An 18,586-nucleotide genomic window follows, 5' to 3' on the forward strand; every position below is an offset into this window, starting at 1 on the left:
ATAATATAAAAAAGATTCTAATTTCATTAAAAAAAGAGATTGGATGGTGATGTGGTTTTTTTAAAGTTATTTGGTTATTGTGATTGGTTTTGGTGTTACTTTCGTATTTTTTCTTAATTCCTTATATGCTTTAACGATTTCACAACCTTGGTCACTTCCAATTCTGTCTGCTCCTGCAGTTAAAATCTGGTTAGCGAATTTATAATTGTTGATTCCGCCGTCGACTTCAATTTTTATTTTAGGAGCATATTTTTGAATAATGTTGATGTCGTTGACATTTTCAAAAATGTGATTCGGAGAGACAAAACCGCTAGCTGTTTTTATATAATCTGCACCACTTTTTTCAGCCGCTTTAGACGCATTGGCTTTTTGATAATCTTCTAGGGCTTTGGTTTCAATAATCACCTTTAGGATTTTATCTCCAACGGCATCTTTTACTTGTCTGATTTCATCTTCAATCAGTTCATATTTTTCATCTTTCAAATGGCTTAAATTAAGAACCATTTCGAATTCCTCTGCGCCTTTGTCAAGTAGGGATTTTGCTTCAGCCACTTTGGCTTCAGTAGTTTCGAAACCTAAGGGGAATCCTATTACGCTTCCAACTTTAATGGATGTGTCTTTTAAAGTTTCTTTTGCAAGGGCAACGTAAGTCGGTGAGACAACTACTGCATTGAAGTTTGCCTCTTTTGCGTTTTCAAGAAATTCTTTCATTTCACTTTCAGTAATTATATTGTTTAAGTTAGTGTAATTTATTAAACTTGCCAGTTCCTTTGAATTTTTTATATTGTATACCATTGTATCACACTCTAATTAGTTAGTATTTATACGAACATTATATTTAAATATTTTCATATAATCTTTTTAGCCATATATGGTCCAAGCTTTTCATAACCGAATTTACGATAATAATTTCTGGTTCCGATTCCACTTATTATGGCTATATCTTCATATCCGTTATCGGCAGCTAAGTTTTCAGCTTCTTTTAAGAGTTTTTCACCAAATCCGGTGTGCTGACCGACTTTAGGATTCCTGCCTCCTATCTTAATCATATTTCCATAAACATGCAGTTCTCTTACAAGAGCGGTTTTCTCACCAATCTCTTCTCTAAAATGATTTTTTGATGGAAAACGCAATCTTAAAAATCCGGCAATGCTTTCTTCGTTAATGTCCTCAACAGATAAAAAGTTTTCAACACCTTCGCATGCAGCATAAGATTCCTTAAATAAATCGAAATCATCTAAAGAATATTCCTTGTTTGTTTTCTTGTGGCCGATTTCGCGACAGCGTATACATTTGCAATTAATGTTTTCTTCATCTAATTTATTGTATACGAGTTCCCCCAAATTGGATTTCTTAACTCCGGCTTCAATTAATGTTGACGGTATGTCTCTTTGAATCCTCATTGTTCTGACCCATTTTGGAAGAATTTTTTTGATTTTAACGATTAATTCAACTGCTTCCTCATCAGTATATGGAGCATATTTGCCTTCGGCCCATAAATCATACAATTCACTTCCCTTTGTAACGAGGCAGGGGTAAATCTTTAACATGTCCGGTTTAAAACTATCATCACTAAACAACCGTTTAAACATTTTCAGGTCCTGTTTTTCATCTGAAAACAAACCTGGCATCATGTGCATTGCAACTTTAATTGCAGAATCCCTTAAAAGCTGATTTGCTTCAATAACATCTGCTATTGTATGGCCTCTTTTTATCTTTTTATATAATTCGTCTGATAATGTTTGAACGCCAAGTTCAACTCTTGTCACTCCAAAATCAAGCATTCTGTTAATATGGTCTTTTTTACAATAGTCAGGACGTGTTTCAAAGGTCATTCCCACACATCTGACTTTTGAGTTTTCATTAGCGCTCTGAACATCGCTAATCAAAACATAGTCATTTGGAGGATAAGTTTTCAAAACTCCTGTTTCAAAAGATCGGATTTCATCGTAATCTAAGTTGTATTCATAGTTGGCAGGTTTATTTTCGATAATTAAACCGAAATCAGTCATTGCTTTTAGACATTGTGAAACAAACCATTCCTGATAACACAAATCTCTAGAAGGGAATGTCCCTCCCATGATTATCAGTTCCACCTTATCAATGGGATGTCCTATTTTTTTAAGCTGCTTTAATCTATTGAAGCATTGGATGTACGGGTGATATTCATACATTCTTCCTCTAAGTGCTGCCGGTTCCTCACCGGTATAACTTGGAGGAGCAATATCGCTTTCGGGACAGTAAAAGCATCTTCCATGAGGGCATTTGTGGGGATGACACATTACAGCGACAATTGCAACTCCAGACATTGTTCTAGTCGGTTTTTTCTTCAATATTCCGGAAACAATTTCTTTTTCCTCTGGTTTTGCAAATTCCAATATGTCTGCATTGCTCATAAATTTAGATAACTTTAAATCACGGCAGAGTTGTCTTTTTCCAACTTCAAGCTCGCGCCGGGTGGATATTTTGCCCTTAAGAATATCTTCAATTATGGTTCTGCATGCCTTTTCCATTATTTCTAACCTCATTAACTAATAGTTAATTTTATATTGTGGTTGTATTTAAATATTTAATGATTTATATATAATCATGTAGAAAAGTATCGTAGGTGATAAATATGCAAATTAAAGAATTTTTAGGATCCGTTGTTTTGGATAAAAACGCATACGAAGTTGGTAAAGTAAGCAATATGGATTTTGATGTTGCATCTGGTAAAATTGAAACCGTTACTTTGACTTTACAAAATAACATCTTCTCTAAAGATGAACTTGAAATTAATTTCGACGATATTGAGACTATCGGTGCTTATGTTATCTTAAACAAGGAGATCCCTAAAGAAGAAGAAACAGAAGAATCCAGTGAAACTGTTGAAATAGAAATTGACGATGAAGATTAAACACAAGGTGTTTTAAATGGCTTTAGATGCAAGAAATATGCAAATATCTCTTGATTCTCATGTAAGGTATGTTGATACCGGAACATTGGGCCAAGTTATTGATGAAAAGATAACTGACGGTGTTGAATGGGTTAAACTAGATAAAACTGGTTTGTGGTATCAGTCAAATCGTGTTGAGTTATTGGGAGAAAAGGATATTAAAAAAGGCTCTTGGGCTGACGGTAAGAAAGTAGATGTTGAAGACTTAAAAGACAAAGCCTTGAACTTCGAAGAACTGGAATTATCCAGCGATGCTTGTAATGGTGGAGGTTAAAATCCTCCATTTTTTAATTTTTTACAAATAAACTTATTTTTTCGGCAAGCTTAGGACCGATGCCTTCAACCTTTTGCAGTTCATTTTCTGAAACATTGCTTAAATCATTTCCAAAAATATTTACAAGATTCCTTGCTCTTTTTCTACCGAGTCTTTTAACGCCAACGACCAGAGGAATGATGTCTGTTTTAACTCCGTAATACAGTCTTGCAGACAGTAAATCATAGTCTTTTAAATTGGAATAATTTCCAAGAACTTCTGAAGTGTTTTTTGCAAATTTCACAAGCCGTGATGCTTCATAAGCTGATCTTCTTGTGGAGGCGGAATAAACATTGTACTTATTTTCTATTTCATATTCGCTTCTTTCATTAATCCATTCAATTAATGAAACAGTAGTTGCTTCAGGGTTTCCAATGTCAACGGCAAATAAACCTGATTCTGATAGTTTGTCACGTACTGGATCTTTTGATTTTCTTCCCTTAAAGCTTATTAATGGCAGGTCAGGTGTTTCGGAGAGTGCATAAATAAACTCTTCAACATTAATTTCATCAATGCCTGAAATGTATTCCTTAATTTTAACTGCAGTTTCAACAGCATAATTGGATTTGGCAATTAAATTACCAAAATCAGTGGTTTTAAATCCTTCTGGTGTGGCTCTGATAATTCCGTTCTGAAGTAAAAATTCCAATGCGCTTTCAAGTTCATATACTAAACTATACTCTGCAAATGTTCCCATTGAAGGATTATTGCTCATTTGATAACCATAAAAAGTCTTTTTAAAGAAATCTGTAAGCTCATCTAAATTTTTAGATAAGGAAGAAGCAATTTGGGCAATAATCTGTTTGTAAATTGCATCTTTATTGTCAACTAATTTTGAGTTTGTCTGTTCAACATCTCCTTCAACATAATACTCTTCTAAGTTTTGAGCTTCTTCCATTGTTTTTGCAATGATATAAGAATACCCCACGTCGTCATATTGGGGCCTTCCGGCTCTTCCTGACATCTGTTCATAATCAAAAACAGGTATCGGCTGAGGTCCGTTATTGGTCCAGCGGGTGTGATCTCTGATTACAACAGTTTTTGATGGCAAATTAACTCCATACATCAAACTTGGAGTTGCAGTAATCATTAAAATGTTTCCTTTTCTAAATTCATCTTCAATTATTTCCTTTTGTTCATTAAAAAGACCTGCGTGGTGGAATGCAACGCCAAGTTCAGCGGCTTCCGCCAGTTTCAAACATGTGCTTGTTGGAAGTGATCCTTTTTTCTTTGGAACTTCCAATAGCTTATCGGAAACTTCCTTAAATCTTTTTCTCTGTTTTTTGTTTATTTTTTTATTGATTTTCTTTGCAACATATGTTGCTAAGCTTTCAGTAAACCTTCTTGTTGAAACAAACGCCAGTGCCTGTGATTTGTCTTTAATTGCTTTTTCAACAATCTTGACTATTACGTCATTTTTATTTTTTGTATTAAACATTTCCGCATCTAATACTTCCTTGTGTAATGGAACCGGCCTGTAATCATGCTCCACGCAGGTTCCTTCAAGCCAAGATTCAATTTCTTCGATATTTTTCAAAGTGGCCGAAAGAGCGATAATTCTCATTTTCGGATTTATTATCTTTGCTCTTGTTATTGCGGCTTCAAGTGTCGGACCTCTTGTATATTCACCGATCATGTGGAATTCGTCAATAATCAAGGTATCCACATCTCTTAGAGTATTCCAGGAAAATCTTGTAAGGGCATCAAATGACTCAAAAACCATAACTGATAAATCTGCGCTGGAAGGATGTTTTCCCACATTAATTCCATTTTCTTCAAATGCTTTAAATTCTTTAATTTTTTCATTTTGAATCGAAAGAAGAGGAGCTGCATAAACCGCTTTCCCATTATTTAATATTGTTTTTAAAGCAGGCAATATTCCTAAAATGGTTTTTCCACTTGCAGTGGGTATTGAAATTATGTAATTTGAATCATCCTCCAAATATCCTGATTCAATCACTGCTTTTTGAGCAGGATTAAAGTCTTTAATATATGGATAAGCGCTATTGATTATTTTTTTAATATCAGTATCTAAATTTTCCATTTTAATCATTTATTCTTATTTTTTTTATTTATATTAAATATTTGTAGAGAGCATTTGAAACCATTTTTTAAAAGTAACAATTATATATTACTAATTATTAAAATAGTTACAAATTAATGTAAAATAGGAGAATTTATAATGACAATTAAAGTAGAAGTATTTTCAACCAATTCATGTCCACATTGCCCTGTCGCTATTGAAGTCGCTGAGAAGGCTAAAGATAAATTTGGCGATGCAATTGATGTGGAATCAGTAAAAATCGATGAAAGTATGGAAAATAGACAAAGGGCTATTGATTATCAAATCATGGCCGTACCCACTATTATAATTGATGGTGAGGTTGCCTTTGTCGGCGCACCGACCGAATCCCAACTTATCGAAAAATTAGAATCTATGTTATAGATTCTCTCTTTTTTTTATTCTTTTTAATTAAAATGACAAATGATAATTATACTGGTGTAACCACCGGCACTATAGCAACTGCATGTTCTCTTGCAGCATTAGATGCAATTTTAGGCGCTCCCGACATTGTCTGTGTTAGAGTTGAAACTCCAAAAGATGTGCTGGACATCTTAATTGACGAGTGCAAAACTATTTCTCAAAATAAGGCTTATGCAGTAGCTCATAAAAATCCGTATAACGATCCGGATGTAACTGTCAATTTGGACATTGTTGCCGCTGTTGAATTATTTGACAGAACTGGTGAAAAATCCAATGTTGTCATTACCGGAGGGGAGGGCGTTGGAATAATTACAAAGCCGGGTCTTCAGATTCCCATTGGAGATTATGCAATCAATCCTGTGCCTCAAAGTATGATTGTCAAAAACCTGTCAGATAAAGTCCCTGAAGGAAAAGTTGCTAAAATCTCAATTTCTATTCCTAAGGGAAAGGAAATAGCTAAAAAAACCATGAATCCCAAACTGGGAATTGTCGGGGGAATTTCTATTCTTGGAACTACTGGAATTGCAAGGTCAATGTCCAGTGAAGCATATAAAAATTCAATCGTTACACAAATTGACGTTGCAATCGCTTCAAACATTTCCGATTTGGTATTTGTCCCTGGTAATATCGGAGAAAAGTTAGCATTAAAGCAATTGAACATTACAGGAGAGCAGGTTATTCAAACAGGTAATTTTGTTGGTTTCATGTTTGAGGAAGCCGTCAAACGGGGAATCACTAAATTCATTTATTTCGGCCATATAGGCAAGCTAATCAAAGTTGCCGGAGGCATTTTCGATACCAAGCATGCTGTTGCTGACGGCAGACGTGAAATAATGGTTACTCATGCCGCTTTATGCGGTGTCGATAAGCAAAATCTTCAAAAATTATTTGATTCAAAAACCACTGATGATATGATGTCTATTTTAGATGAACTTGGAGTTTCTCTTGAAGTTTCAAATAGTATTGCTCTTGCTATTCATGATAGATGCATGCAACGCTTTGATTTGGATTTGACTGTTATCTTAGTGGATATGGAAGGTAATTATTTAAACAATAATTTTATTATATAATATTATATAGTAATCAATTTGGAGTTTAATTTTATGAAAATAGCTATGGTAGGCCAATTCCCTCCTCATGTAGGTGGTGTTGGAGTTCATATTCATACCTTGTCAAAAAAATTAGTTGAAGAAGGTCATGAAGTTTACGTAATCACCTATCCTCACAAAGATATTAAGGACATTGACGGAATTCATGTTATAGGAACTAAAGGAATAAATCTTCCAGGTATTCGGGGGCTGATGTTTAAGAATAATGCAAAAAAAGCTTTAGAAAATCTTTTAGAAAAAGAGGATATTGATATTATTCATGGGCATTATTTGTTTCCCGCAGGTGCAGCGGCTGTTGAAGTTGGAAAGAAACACGGAATCAAAACATATGTTACTGCACATGGTTCTGACATGTTTGAAGTATATAAAAAACAGCCGTTACTCAGATTTTTACTTAAAAAAGTTCTAAGAGATGCAGACGGTGTTTTTGTTGTAAGCAATGCCTTGAAACATGAAGTTATTGCAACAGGAGTTGCTGGAATCGCAAATAAAACTAAAATTTCCTGGAACTCTGTTGATATCGATAAATTTTCGCCAAAAGAAAATGATTCCTTTAAAAAAGAAAATAAACTGGATGATAAACCAATCGTTCTTTTTGTAGGTAATTTAATTAAAAGAAAAAATGCAGAGTCTCTATTGGAAGCAAAAAAGGTATCTGAAAGTGATTATTATTTGGTTATTGTTGGTGATGGGCCGCTATTTAAGAGATTAAACAAAAAAGTGCAAGAGGAAAACATTCATGATGTGATTTTCACAGGTTCTAGAGATGATATTGAAAATATTATTCCGAGCTGTGACGTGCTGATTTTGCCGTCATTTTCAGAAAGCTTCGGGTTGGTTTTAATCGAAGCATTAGCATGTGGAAAACCTGTCATTGGAAGTGATGTTGGGGGAATTAGTGAAATAATTAATGATGATGTGGGTCTGCTTGTTAATCCAAATAAAATTTCTTCTATATCAAAAGCAATCGATACCATTATTGATGATGATGAACTTAGATTGGCTTTATCACTTAATGCTCGAAATAGGGCAATTGATTTTTCTGAAGTTACAATTCCTTATGATGAGGTTGATTAATGAAAAAAATTGTTAGATCCCCAGGTTCCGCCACAATAATTAACGCTATTGCAACAGGTTTTGGTTCCGCATTCGGCATAGGTCTTGATATTGAATGCGTTGCTAAAACAACAAATGAATCTATAAAATGTTCAAATGATGTCGGTGCAGACACTGGATTAATGGAAATCTGCGTTAAAGATGTTTTTAACCATTATGGCATTGATGAATCCGAATTTGGAATCGATTTAAAAACAAAATCAAAGCTGCCAATGGCATCAGGTTTATCCAGCAGCAGCGCATCATCCAATGCCATTGTTAAAGCCACGTCTTCAATCATATCTGAAGAATTCAATCTGAAACCTTTAGATGATTTGGATATTATTAATATGGCAATTGATGCATCATTAAAAGCAGGAGTCACTATAACCGGTTCATTTGACGATGCTACTGCTTCTTACTTTGGGGGAGTTGTGGTAACTGATAATGTTAATAGAAAATTCATCATTAAAGAAAAGATGGGGGAATACTCCATTTTAGTTTACATGCCTGATTATTGCTCAAAATCAGGAGATTCGAATAAAAATAGGATGAAATTATTGGCACCATTAGTAGAAACAGCCTTTGAGTTTGCACGCAATAAGGATTATTTTAAAGCATTAACTTTAAACGGACTGATATATTCGGCAGCTCTGGGATTTAATTCATCAATAGCTATTGATGCAATTGAATCTGGAGCTATTGCATCAGGTTTATCCGGAACAGGTTCTTCTTTTGTAGCTGTTGCAGGTGATGATTCAATCGATAATATTAAATATGCATGGAATAAATATGAAGGTATGGTAATAGAGACAAAAACTGATAACGTAGGATGTAAGATATTATGAAAAAAAGATATTTTATATTGCTGTTACTTTTTGGCTTAATATGTAGCTTGTCAGTTGTTTCAGCATCTGAAAACATATCCCTTTCCAATACAACCGGAACTGGTGATATGGGTGTATTGCAGGATAATACTCCTGTAGTGGTAGCAAACAATAACACTTCATCTTCAGATAATTCTACAACTGATGATAATGGCGCTTCTTTTAAAAATGACACTTCGGACAATTCAACTCCAACAGTTAATGACAGTCCTAGGGTGGATAAAGTTATTACAAAACATGTCACTTCGACTTATGGAACTGTTGCCAAATATACTGTTAAAGTTCTTGATCAATTCGGAAAGCCGATGCCCGGAAAGGCTGTAGCCGTCACTCTCAATAAAAAGACTATTGAAAGATTAACAGATGAGAATGGTATGGTTACTTTCACCCTTAATTGTCAGGCTGGAAATTATATAATCAATTATCAAGTTGATAATGTAAGCGGAAACAACTCTTATAAAGTTAAAAATAAGATTTCACTTTCTATTTTAAAGTGGGGTCTTAAAGGGGATGTTTCTAAAGTTGCGCTGATTAAAAAGAACATGCCTAATAATGTTTGGGTAAAAAAAGCTGTTGCAGCAACTAAAAACGGTATTCCATTATTGACGTTTACCGGTGGAAAAGGAAAAGTTGTTTTTATGACTGCAGGTGTTCACGGCAATGAATTGTCTTCTATTGTTGCGGCAATGAAGATGATTAGTCATTTAACTGATAATCCGATTAAGGGAACTGTCTACATAATGCCATTCGTCAATGTCAAAGCAATTTCTAAAAAAGTTAGATTCACAGACAAGGATTATAATCGTATAGCTTCTAAATCGGGCACTATACCTAATAAAATTGTTAATTTGGTTGTTAAATATAAATGTGACTCATATGGTGATTTTCACACTACAAAACCTGGTGGTGTTCCTGGAAAGAATATTGTGATGGGATCTAAAGGTCCTGCATCAAAAAGTGCAACACTTACAAATTACATTGCCAAATCCTGTAAGGTGAATCAGAAAGTTTACAAATATGCCGGTGAGAAATACCCAGGGTCATTATTTGAAATGGTTAATAAGAAAAAAATTACATCAGTTATCTGCGAAGTAATGATTAAACACAATACTGTATCTGCAAAAACAATTAATACTTCGTATAATATGATGAAATATTTTTTAAAATTTAATTCAATAATATGAATAAATTTTTTCATATTTCTTTTATTTTTAATTTCTAATGGCAGTGCAGGATTTTGGACCATTAATGATAAAATCATACATATTTTTGAAAGAGTCCAAAGTCAATTAATCATATAGTTTATATACTAGGTTAATCATAACTTATATTATTATCATTATTATCAATTTGGTGATTTTTTGGATAGAAGTTATGAAATTAAATCTTTTAAAAGTAAAAAAGAAGCTGAAGAACTTCTACTAAAATCAAGAAAATCTATTGATGAAATTGATAGTCAATTATTCGATTTGATTTCTCAGAGAACTGCTCTTGCAAAAAATATAGCTCTTTCTAAAGATTATCTTGGAATGCCTATTTTTGATGAATCTAGAGAAAAAGCTGTTCATGAAAAGATTAAGCGATTGTCTGAAGAAAAAAATCTTGATGTTGATATTATTGATCAAATAGTTACCATGTTGACTATTTTAAATAAAAATGAGCAAAAAGGAATTTTAAGGAGGAATGTTGATGGGCAATATTAGAACTTCATTTGTTAAACGTTTAGCAAAAGAACTTATTGAAACTCACAAAGGTGTTTTCACTACTGATTTTGAAGAAAACAAAAAATTAGTACAAGAATACTCTACTGTAAGTACTAAACATTTAAGAAATAAAATTGCAGGATATGTAACTAGGCTTGTAAGGTTAGAACAAACCAGAGACTAAGCTTTTTTTCATATTTTCTATTACTCTTTTTTTATTTAATTATTTTTTAATTTTAAACTTTTTTTGGATTTTTTTCTAAAATATTTCTTTTAAAATAAGTTGAGGGTTTATAAAAAACAAAAAAGAAAAAAATCACACAATTTTCTGACAGTCCCGTTTATTTTATAAAGTTTATTAATATGGTTAGATAAAAATATATATGGATATTTTATAATTGATATTTTGACATAATTTCAATGAATTTTTTAAGAAATAGGTGAACTTAATGGATTTGATAGTAGTAAAATTTGGTGGAACCTCGGTAGGTGATGGTTCCAGGATTAAAAAAGCGGCACAGTCCGTTGTAAATGAGTATATGAAAGGCAATCAAGTAGTAGTTGTAGTTTCAGCTGTTAACAAGACCACTGATGAGCTCATTGGATTATCCAATGATGCTATTGGAGGAAGCATGACTGATAAGCAGAAGGCAGAAATTATGGCTATGGGAGAATTAACTAGTGCTAGATTGTTTTCAGCAACTATTGAATCTTTAGGTGTAAAGTCTGAATTTGTTGATCCTTATAATGAATTATGGCCAATCATAACTGATTCCAATTCTTTAGATGCAAAAATAGATTTGAATACCACTCACAAGAAAACTGATGGAATTAAACGTCTTGTTAATCAGGGTGTTGTACCGGTTATCTGCGGATTTTTAGGAAAAGGTCCTAGTGGGGAAATTACAACTTTGGGAAGAGGCGGAAGTGATATCACCGCATTTTTAATGGGGCATTGTTTAGATGCAAATGAAGTTGTCATTGTCACTGATGTTGATGGAGTAATGTCAACTGATCCTAATAAAATTGAGGATGCCGAATTACTGGATGACATATCTGTTGAGGAATTAAGGGACTTGGCCACTCATGGAGCACAGGTTTTACATCCTCATGCATTAAAATATAAAGATCCATTAATAAGTGCAAAAATTATTAATTTTGAAAACGGGGATTTGACCTCAAAGGGAACTCGTATTGTGGGGCCTTTTGAAGGTGAAATGCTAAAATGCGTTACCCTTTATAAGGAACCTATTTCACTTATAGCTATTGTGGGAGAAGCAATGCTTAAAAAAGTTGGTTTGATGGCTAGTTTAACTACTGCCCTCGCCAATGAAGGCATTAATATTTTCGGTATATCTGCAGGTCAAAATTCAATTACTGTATTTGTAAATAAATCCGATTCTAATAAAGCATATTACTTATTGCATCAGCTGGTAGTTGATACGGATGTTTTAAGTTCTTTATCACTTGGAAGAGATACAGCCATGATAACTTTTGTCAGTCCGGACATTATCGAAACTCCAGGCATCATATCTGATGTTACCGAACCGCTTAGAAAAAATAACATCAATATTTTAGAAATCACTTCATCACAAACAGCGATTGTTGTATTTGTTGATTGGGAAGATGGTGAAAAAGCTCATGAATTAATTAAAGAGGTTTTAGAATGAATTTTGAAGGAACATATGTTGCAATGGTCACTCCATTTACGAAAGAGGGAACTTTTGATGAAGAAGGTTTTAGATCAAATATCAATTATTTGATTGATTTGGGAGTAAATGGTTTAGTTGGTGCAGGAACTACCGGTGAATCCGCTACTATGGGTCACGATGAACATCAGAAAGTCATCGAAGTTTTAGTAGATGAAGTTGATGGCAGGGTTGATGCTATTGCAGGAACAGGAAGTAATTCCACATCCGAAGCTTTATCTCTCACTAAACATGCTTGTGATGTCGGTGCTGACGGTGCTTTGTTGATTACTCCATATTATAATAAACCGCAGCAGCACGCTTTAATAAAACATTATGGGGATATTGCGAATTCTTGCGATATTCCAATTATCGTATATAATGTTCCGTCACGTACCGGATGCAATATTGAAGTGGATACTGCTGTTGAACTTGCTAAAATTGACGGTATAGATGCTATTAAAGAAGCAAGTGGAAGTGTTGATAAAGTGTCAGATATTTACAGGGCTCTTTGTCATGAAGGTCTTGAAGACAAATTCAATATTCTCTCAGGTGAAGACTCTTTAACTTTGCCGATTATGGCAGTTGGAGGTACAGGTGTAATTAGTGCATCAGCAAATATTGATGCTAAAAGAATGGTTTTAATGGTTGACAGCATCTTAAATGATGATTATACAAGAGCATTGGAACTTCACTATGAAATGTTGGAATTGATAAGGGCTCTTTTCATTGAAAGCAATCCTGTTCCTGTAAAAACAGCAATGGGTTTAATGGGTCTTCCTTCAGGACCGTTAAGACAGCCATTATGTGATATGAAAGAAGAAAACTTAGAAATTCTTAAAAAAGCATTAAAAGATTCTAATTTAATTTAAATGGGTAATAATATGATTAAAGTAGCAGTAACTGGGGCTGCTGGAAGAATGGGCTCTGGTATTATTAAAAGAATTACTGAACAAGATGATATGGAAGTAGTTGCAGCTATTGAGAGACCAGAAACTCCTTTTGCAGGCAAAGATGCAGGTCTTCAGGCAGGTATTGACGAACTTGGTGTTGAAATAGTCGGGTCTGAAAACTTGGAAAAAGCATTAAAGGATTCTGGTGCTGAAGTATTGGTTGATTTTACTATTGCTCCGGCTGCTGTTGAAACAATTAAGGTAGCTACTTCTTGTGGAGTAAATATTGTTGTGGGAACTACCGGTTTTAGTGATGAACAGATGGCTTTGAACATTAAAAATGTCGAAGATAACAATGTGGGTGCTGTTATCTCATCAAACATGGCTATAGGGGTTAATGTGTTTTTCAATACATTAAAAAGACTTGCTCCTCTATTATATGATTATGATATTGAAATTATTGAAGCCCATCACAATCAAAAAGCTGATGCTCCTTCAGGAACAGCGATGACTGCATTTGAAGTAATTGCAAAAGAATTAGATAGGGATCCTGAAGAAGTTGGAATTTTTGGAAGAAACGGATTGGTTGGAAAAAGAACTCCTGAAGAAATTGGAGTTCATGCTATTCGTGGCGGAGATATTGTCGGAGACCACACAGTAATGTTTGTGGGCGAAGGTGAAAGATTGGAAGTTAAACATCAGGCTCATACCAGGGAAGTATTTATTGCAGGCGTAATTAGGGCTATAAGATATGTGCCTACTGCACAAAAAGGTACTGTGAGCAGTATGAATGATGTATTAGGTTTGGAATAGGTGAATTATATGGTAAATGTAGGTGTACTTGGTGCAACCGGGATGGTTGGTCAAAGATTTATTCAACTGCTTGAAAATCATCCTGATTTTGAAATTACAGCATTAGCAGCATCTTCCCGTTCTGCAGGTAAAAGATATGAGGATGCTACTACCTGGTATTTGGATAATGAAATGCCTGAATCTGTTAAAGACATTGTTGTTTGTGAAACTAATCCTGATGATATGGATAATGATGTGGATATTGTATTTTCATCTCTTCCAACAGAATTTGCAGCTAAAGTCGAAAAAGACTTTGCTCATGACTATGTTGTTGCAAGTAATGCTAGCGCACACAGAATGAAAAAAAATATTCCTTTGGTAATTCCTGAAGTAAATCCGGAGTATTTGGACATGATCGATGCTCAACAAAAGGAGAATAACTGGGACGGGTTTATTGTAACTAATCCTAATTGTTCAACTATTGCATTGACTTTAACATTAAAACCGATTGTTGATAATTTTAATGTAAATTCAATCAGGGTATCAACCATGCAGGCAGTATCCGGTGCAGGATACAACGGGGTCCCATCAATGGCTATTGTTGATAATCTTGTTCCCTATATTGGCGGTGAAGAAGAAAAAATGGAAATTGAAACACTTCACCTGTTAGGTTCTTATGACGGTGCGGAAGTTACTAATGCAAATTTCAAATTAAGCGCTTCTTGTCATAGGGTTCCGGTTGTTGATGGTCATACTGAAGCAGTATTTGTTGAATTGGATGATGAGTTTGACATTGATGATGTTAAAAGTAAAATGGCAAACTTCAAGGCATTGCCACAAAAACTTAATTTGTTTTCAGCTCCTGAAAATCCTGTCGTTGTTAAAGATGAAAATGACAGACCACAACCACGTATGGATAGAAATGCCAGCAATGGTATGGCAGTTACTGTTGGCAGATTAAGAAAAGACCAAGCATTTGACAATAGCTTTAAATATGTTCTTGTTGGACATAATACTGTTCGCGGTGCTGCCGGTGCATCTATATTAAATGCGGAATTGATTAATGATAAAATACTTTAATTTTATCATTTTATTTTTTCTTTTTTTTTTAAAATTTTTTATTTTTCCGTTCTGTTTTCTTATTTGTTTTAGTTTTATTTTTAAGTTAATTTAAGGGTTTAATTTAAATAGTATAAAATTAATAATTATCATTAAGGAATTATATTGTGCAATATATAACAGTTTTCAAATTCATAAAAAATTATTAATTTGAATTTGATATTGGGATAAAATTTAAACTAAGGGATAGAATGGAACAAGGAATTGATGATGAGAAAGATATCTTACAATCTTTAATTCGATTTTCCTTATTGGAGATTAATGAGTTAAAATATGATTTAACTAGGCTTGAAGTGGAAAGGGCTAATGACAACACTCCGCAAAGGATTAGGGAACTCGAAAAAAGCATTGTTGATAAAGAAAAGGAAGTTTCTGTTATAAAATTTAAAGCGGAAGATGAAATAAATCTTTTGAAAAAACAGCTTGACGAAAAAGATATTTTAATTAAAAATCAGGAGGACAGAATTTATGAATTAGATTATGTCAACAATTCTCTTGATGAAATTAAAGAATATTTTGCTGAACAGTTATGGGATTATAAGAAAAAAGAGTTAGCTGAAGTAAATGAAAGATTAACAGAGTCTTATAAAACTATTGCTGAGAAAGAAGCTACAATCAATTCCCTTTCAAGAGTTATTGACGAGTATAAAATTAAAGTTATTAAACTTGAAAATAATGTTGAATCTCAAACTCAAATTTTGGAACTTGAAAAGCAGCTTGAACTTAAAAGCAACGAGGTTCTAATAAAAGATAGTGAAATTAATAAAAGAGATTCAGAGTTAGATGTTCTAAAACAACAAACTATCCCTAAAGACGAGTACATGTCTCTTCAAACTCAGTTTGAATCCGAAATCAATGCAATGGATGCAGAAATTATCAGTTTAAAACAAGATTCAATTCCCAAAAAAGATTATGATGACCTTAAATTCAAGTTCGACTCTGAAATTAAAAATTTAAATAATCTGATTAACAGCCTAAAAGAAAATACTATCCCTAAAGACGAGTATATTAATCTTGAAACAAGACTTAAAAATGAAATTTCAGCCCGTAATAGCGAATTGGAGTTTTTAAAAGAAAGATCAATTCCTAAAGAAGATTATGTTGCTCTTCAATCTCAATTCGAATCAGAAATTAATGCAAGGGACAATGAACTTCGCCATTTAAAAGAACAAACAGTTCCTCGTGAAGACTATCTTACTCTTAAAAATGAGCTTGCAAGAACCGGCGATAAAATTAAAAGATTGGAAGAGATTAACGCATTCTTTAATGAGCTTCAAGAAGAACAAGATGCTTATGAAACTCAAGAAACAACTCCTCCTTTCAGGCTAGAGAAAAAGCAAGGTAGATAATTATCTATTTTTTCTTTTTTTATTTCAATTTTCTGTTTGCAAATTCCAATTAAATTTCCCTATTGTATTTGTGTTTTTTACCTATGCTGGGGGGATTATCTTTTTCTTACCTTAATTTATTTTATACCATAAAGTATTTATATAACCTTAAACTCATTTATTATGTAGAAAGGTTTTGTCAACACTATAACTTATTCTCATATGTTGATTATTAAACTGATCTAATTATTTATAAATAGAAAAAAGGTGATTATTAATGGCACAAGGACAACCAATTTTTATTTTACCTGAAGGTACTAACAGGTCTGTCGGCAGAGATGCACAAAGAAATAACATTTTAGCTGGTAAAGTATTAGCTGAAACAGTAAGAACTACTTTAGGTCCAAAAGGAATGGACAAAATGTTAGTCGACGGACTCGGAGATATTGTAGTAACCAACGACGGTGTTACAATCTTAAAAGAAATGGATATTGAACATCCTGCAGCAAAAATGCTTGTAGAAGTAGCAAAAACTCAAGAAGATGAAGTTGGAGACGGAACTACTACTGCAGTAATCATTGCTGGTGAATTATTAAAAAAATCCGAAACTTTACTTGACTCTGACATTCACCCAACTATCATAGCTATGGGATACAGAAAAGCTGCTGAAAAAGCACAAGAAATTTTAGACCAAATCGCAATTGATGATGTGGACTCTGAAATTTTAATTAAAGTGGCTATGACTGCTATGACTGGTAAAGGAACTGAAGCAGCACGTGAACCATTAGCAAAATTAATCGTTGATGCAGTAGAAGCTGTTGCTGAAGATGGTGAAGTTGACACTGATAACATCAAAATCGAGAAAAAAGATGGAGCTGTTGTTGAAGAATCCAACTTAGTTGAAGGTGTAATTGTAGATAAGGAAAGAGTACACCCTGGAATGCCAGCTAAAATCAACGATGCAAAAATCGCATTAGTTAACGCTCCTTTAGAAGTTAAAGAAACTGAAGTTGATGCTGAAATCAGAATCACTGATCCTGCTCAAATGCAAGCTTTCATTGAACAAGAAGAAAAAATGGTTAAAGATATGGTAGATAAAATCGTTGCTGCTGGTGCAAATGTATTATTCGCACAAAAAGGTATTGACGACTTAGCACAACACTACTTGTCTAAAGCAGGCGTATTAGCTGTAAGAAGAGTTAAAAAATCAGACATTGAAAAATTATCCAGAGCAACTGGTGCTAATGTTATCACCAACTTAGATGACTTAACCGCTGATGACTTAGGTGTAGCAGGCCTTGTTGAAGAAAGAAAAATCTCTGGTGAAGAAATGATCTTTGTCGAAGAATGCAGCGGAGCTAAATCTGTAACCTTATTCGTAAGAGGAAGTACCAAACATATTGTTGATGAAATTGTAAGAGCAATTGAAGATGCTATTGGTGTTGTAGCTGCTACTTTAGAAGATGATGAAGTTGTAGCTGGTGGAGGAGCTCCTGAAATCGCAATGGCTAAAAAACTTAAAGACTACGCAGAATCCATTTCTGGAAGAGAACAATTGGCTGTAAACGCATTTGCAGAAGCTTTAGAAGTTGTACCAAAAACCTTAGCTGAAAACGCAGGTTTAGACAGCATTGACTCTTTAGTAGATTTAAGAGCAGCTCAAGAATCCTCTCACTACATGGGATTAGATGTATTCTCTGGTGAAGTTGCTGATATGAAAGAAGCTGGTGTAATTGAACCAAAACGTGTCAAAAAACAAGCTATCCAATCTGCATCTGAAGCAGCTGAAATGATTTTAAGAATCGATGATGTAATTGCGTCCACTAAAGGCCCTGAAGATATGGGTATGGATCCTTCCGCAATGGGCGGAATGCCTCCAATGATGTAAGTTTAAAGAAATTTATATAATTTCTTTTCTTTTTTTATTTTTTTTATAATTATTTTGATAGATTTATTTTTAATTCATCTCTAAAATTCAGATGTGAATTAATTAATTTTCAACATCGGGATTTTTCATGATAAACCTAAAAATCCATGATGCAGGTAACTGCATAATTGATGAATGCAGCTCACTTCAAATTGATTTAAAATTTTCAACTTGTTGTTTACGATATCATGATTTAATAATCTGGCAATGGTATTAATATCCTTTAGAATTTGGATGTAATGGCATATATCAACATCATACAATACTGCACTTATTTTAAATTATCTAAAAGAGCAGAAAAAAATTAATAAT

19 protein-coding genes are annotated in these 18,586 nt (G+C 33.7%); 15 read left to right on the forward strand and 4 right to left on the reverse strand.

What is annotated here, in order from left to right; all coding sequences use genetic code 11:
• Positions 1-66: 66 nt before the first annotated feature.
• Positions 67-795, reverse strand: coding sequence for a deoxyribose-phosphate aldolase (deoC, locus tag Q4Q16_RS03800; protein ID WP_303346389.1), 729 nt, complete (start codon positions 793-795; stop codon positions 67-69).
• A 53-nt stretch (positions 796-848) separates the two neighbouring features.
• Positions 849-2,513, reverse strand: coding sequence for a tRNA uridine(34) 5-carboxymethylaminomethyl modification radical SAM/GNAT enzyme Elp3 (locus Q4Q16_RS03805; RefSeq protein WP_303346390.1), 1,665 nt, complete (start codon positions 2,511-2,513; stop codon positions 849-851).
• A gap of 104 nt (positions 2,514-2,617) precedes the next feature.
• Between Q4Q16_RS03805 and Q4Q16_RS03810 the strand changes: the two genes are divergently transcribed.
• Complete coding sequence (locus Q4Q16_RS03810) at positions 2,618-2,896, forward strand: PRC-barrel domain-containing protein (protein WP_303346391.1); 279 nt, start codon at positions 2,618-2,620, stop codon at positions 2,894-2,896.
• A gap of 16 nt (positions 2,897-2,912) precedes the next feature.
• Complete coding sequence (locus Q4Q16_RS03815; RefSeq protein ID WP_303346392.1) at positions 2,913-3,209, forward strand: DUF2098 domain-containing protein; 297 nt, start codon at positions 2,913-2,915, stop codon at positions 3,207-3,209.
• A gap of 13 nt (positions 3,210-3,222) precedes the next feature.
• On the opposite strand, the gene Q4Q16_RS03820 is transcribed toward Q4Q16_RS03815, so the two are convergent.
• On the reverse strand, positions 3,223-5,301 hold the full coding sequence (locus Q4Q16_RS03820; RefSeq protein WP_303346393.1) for a DEAD/DEAH box helicase: 2,079 nt from the start codon (positions 5,299-5,301) through the stop codon (positions 3,223-3,225).
• Between the two features lie 129 nt (positions 5,302-5,430).
• On the opposite strand from Q4Q16_RS03820, the gene Q4Q16_RS03825 reads away from it, so the two are divergent.
• From Q4Q16_RS03825 to thsA, 13 genes are all read left to right on the forward strand, one after another.
• A complete protein-coding gene (locus tag Q4Q16_RS03825) occupies positions 5,431-5,694 on the forward strand; it encodes an MJ0307 family thioredoxin (protein WP_303346394.1) in 264 nt (87 codons plus the stop codon).
• Positions 5,695-5,726: 32 nt separating this feature from the next.
• Positions 5,727-6,803 carry a cobalt-precorrin-5B (C(1))-methyltransferase CbiD gene (gene cbiD / locus Q4Q16_RS03830; protein WP_303346395.1) on the forward strand — a complete coding sequence of 359 codons (1,077 nt, stop codon included), beginning with the start codon at positions 5,727-5,729 and terminating at the stop codon, positions 6,801-6,803.
• 33 nt (positions 6,804-6,836) lie between these two features.
• A complete protein-coding gene (locus Q4Q16_RS03835) occupies positions 6,837-7,919 on the forward strand; it encodes a glycosyltransferase family 4 protein (RefSeq protein ID WP_303346396.1) in 1,083 nt (360 codons plus the stop codon).
• On the forward strand, positions 7,919-8,785 hold the full coding sequence (locus Q4Q16_RS03840; protein WP_303346397.1) for a shikimate kinase: 867 nt from the start codon (positions 7,919-7,921) through the stop codon (positions 8,783-8,785). The genes Q4Q16_RS03835 and Q4Q16_RS03840 overlap by 1 nt, the downstream gene beginning before the upstream one ends.
• 47 nt (positions 8,786-8,832) lie before the next feature.
• Positions 8,833-10,008, forward strand: coding sequence for a succinylglutamate desuccinylase/aspartoacylase family protein (locus Q4Q16_RS03845; RefSeq protein ID WP_303346398.1), 1,176 nt, complete (start codon positions 8,833-8,835; stop codon positions 10,006-10,008).
• 177 nt (positions 10,009-10,185) lie between these two features.
• Positions 10,186-10,527 (forward strand): chorismate mutase, encoded by a 342-nt coding sequence (locus tag Q4Q16_RS03850; RefSeq protein WP_303346399.1) that lies wholly within the window; start codon positions 10,186-10,188, stop codon positions 10,525-10,527.
• A complete protein-coding gene (locus Q4Q16_RS03855) occupies positions 10,514-10,711 on the forward strand; it encodes a 30S ribosomal protein S17e (protein ID WP_292825300.1) in 198 nt (65 codons plus the stop codon). Before Q4Q16_RS03850 ends, Q4Q16_RS03855 begins: the two co-directional genes overlap by 14 nt.
• Before the next feature lie 265 nt (positions 10,712-10,976).
• Positions 10,977-12,197: an aspartate kinase gene (locus tag Q4Q16_RS03860; protein ID WP_303346400.1), complete on the forward strand. Its 1,221-nt coding sequence runs from the start codon at positions 10,977-10,979 to the stop codon at positions 12,195-12,197.
• Positions 12,194-13,087 carry a 4-hydroxy-tetrahydrodipicolinate synthase gene (gene dapA, locus Q4Q16_RS03865; protein ID WP_303346401.1) on the forward strand — a complete coding sequence of 298 codons (894 nt, stop codon included), beginning with the start codon at positions 12,194-12,196 and terminating at the stop codon, positions 13,085-13,087. Before Q4Q16_RS03860 ends, dapA begins: the two co-directional genes overlap by 4 nt.
• A gap of 12 nt (positions 13,088-13,099) precedes the next feature.
• On the forward strand, positions 13,100-13,921 hold the full coding sequence (dapB, locus tag Q4Q16_RS03870) for a 4-hydroxy-tetrahydrodipicolinate reductase (protein WP_303346402.1): 822 nt from the start codon (positions 13,100-13,102) through the stop codon (positions 13,919-13,921).
• 9 nt (positions 13,922-13,930) lie between these two features.
• Entirely contained in the window at positions 13,931-14,980 is a 1,050-nt protein-coding gene (gene asd, locus Q4Q16_RS03875) for an aspartate-semialdehyde dehydrogenase (protein WP_303346403.1), read from the forward strand.
• A gap of 230 nt (positions 14,981-15,210) precedes the next feature.
• Positions 15,211-16,368, forward strand: coding sequence for a hypothetical protein (locus Q4Q16_RS03880; RefSeq protein ID WP_303346404.1), 1,158 nt, complete (start codon positions 15,211-15,213; stop codon positions 16,366-16,368).
• Positions 16,369-16,624: 256 nt separating this feature from the next.
• Positions 16,625-18,235 carry a thermosome subunit alpha gene (gene thsA / locus Q4Q16_RS03885; protein ID WP_303346405.1) on the forward strand — a complete coding sequence of 537 codons (1,611 nt, stop codon included), beginning with the start codon at positions 16,625-16,627 and terminating at the stop codon, positions 18,233-18,235.
• A gap of 125 nt (positions 18,236-18,360) precedes the next feature.
• Here thsA and Q4Q16_RS03890 read toward each other — a convergent pair whose 3' ends face one another.
• On the reverse strand, positions 18,361-18,537 hold the full coding sequence (locus tag Q4Q16_RS03890) for a hypothetical protein (protein ID WP_303346406.1): 177 nt from the start codon (positions 18,535-18,537) through the stop codon (positions 18,361-18,363).
• Positions 18,538-18,586: the final 49 nt, after the last annotated feature.

It is taken from the genome of Methanobrevibacter sp., from assembly GCF_030539875.1.
In the GTDB taxonomy this organism is placed as follows: Archaea; Methanobacteriota; Methanobacteria; order Methanobacteriales; family Methanobacteriaceae; genus Methanocatella.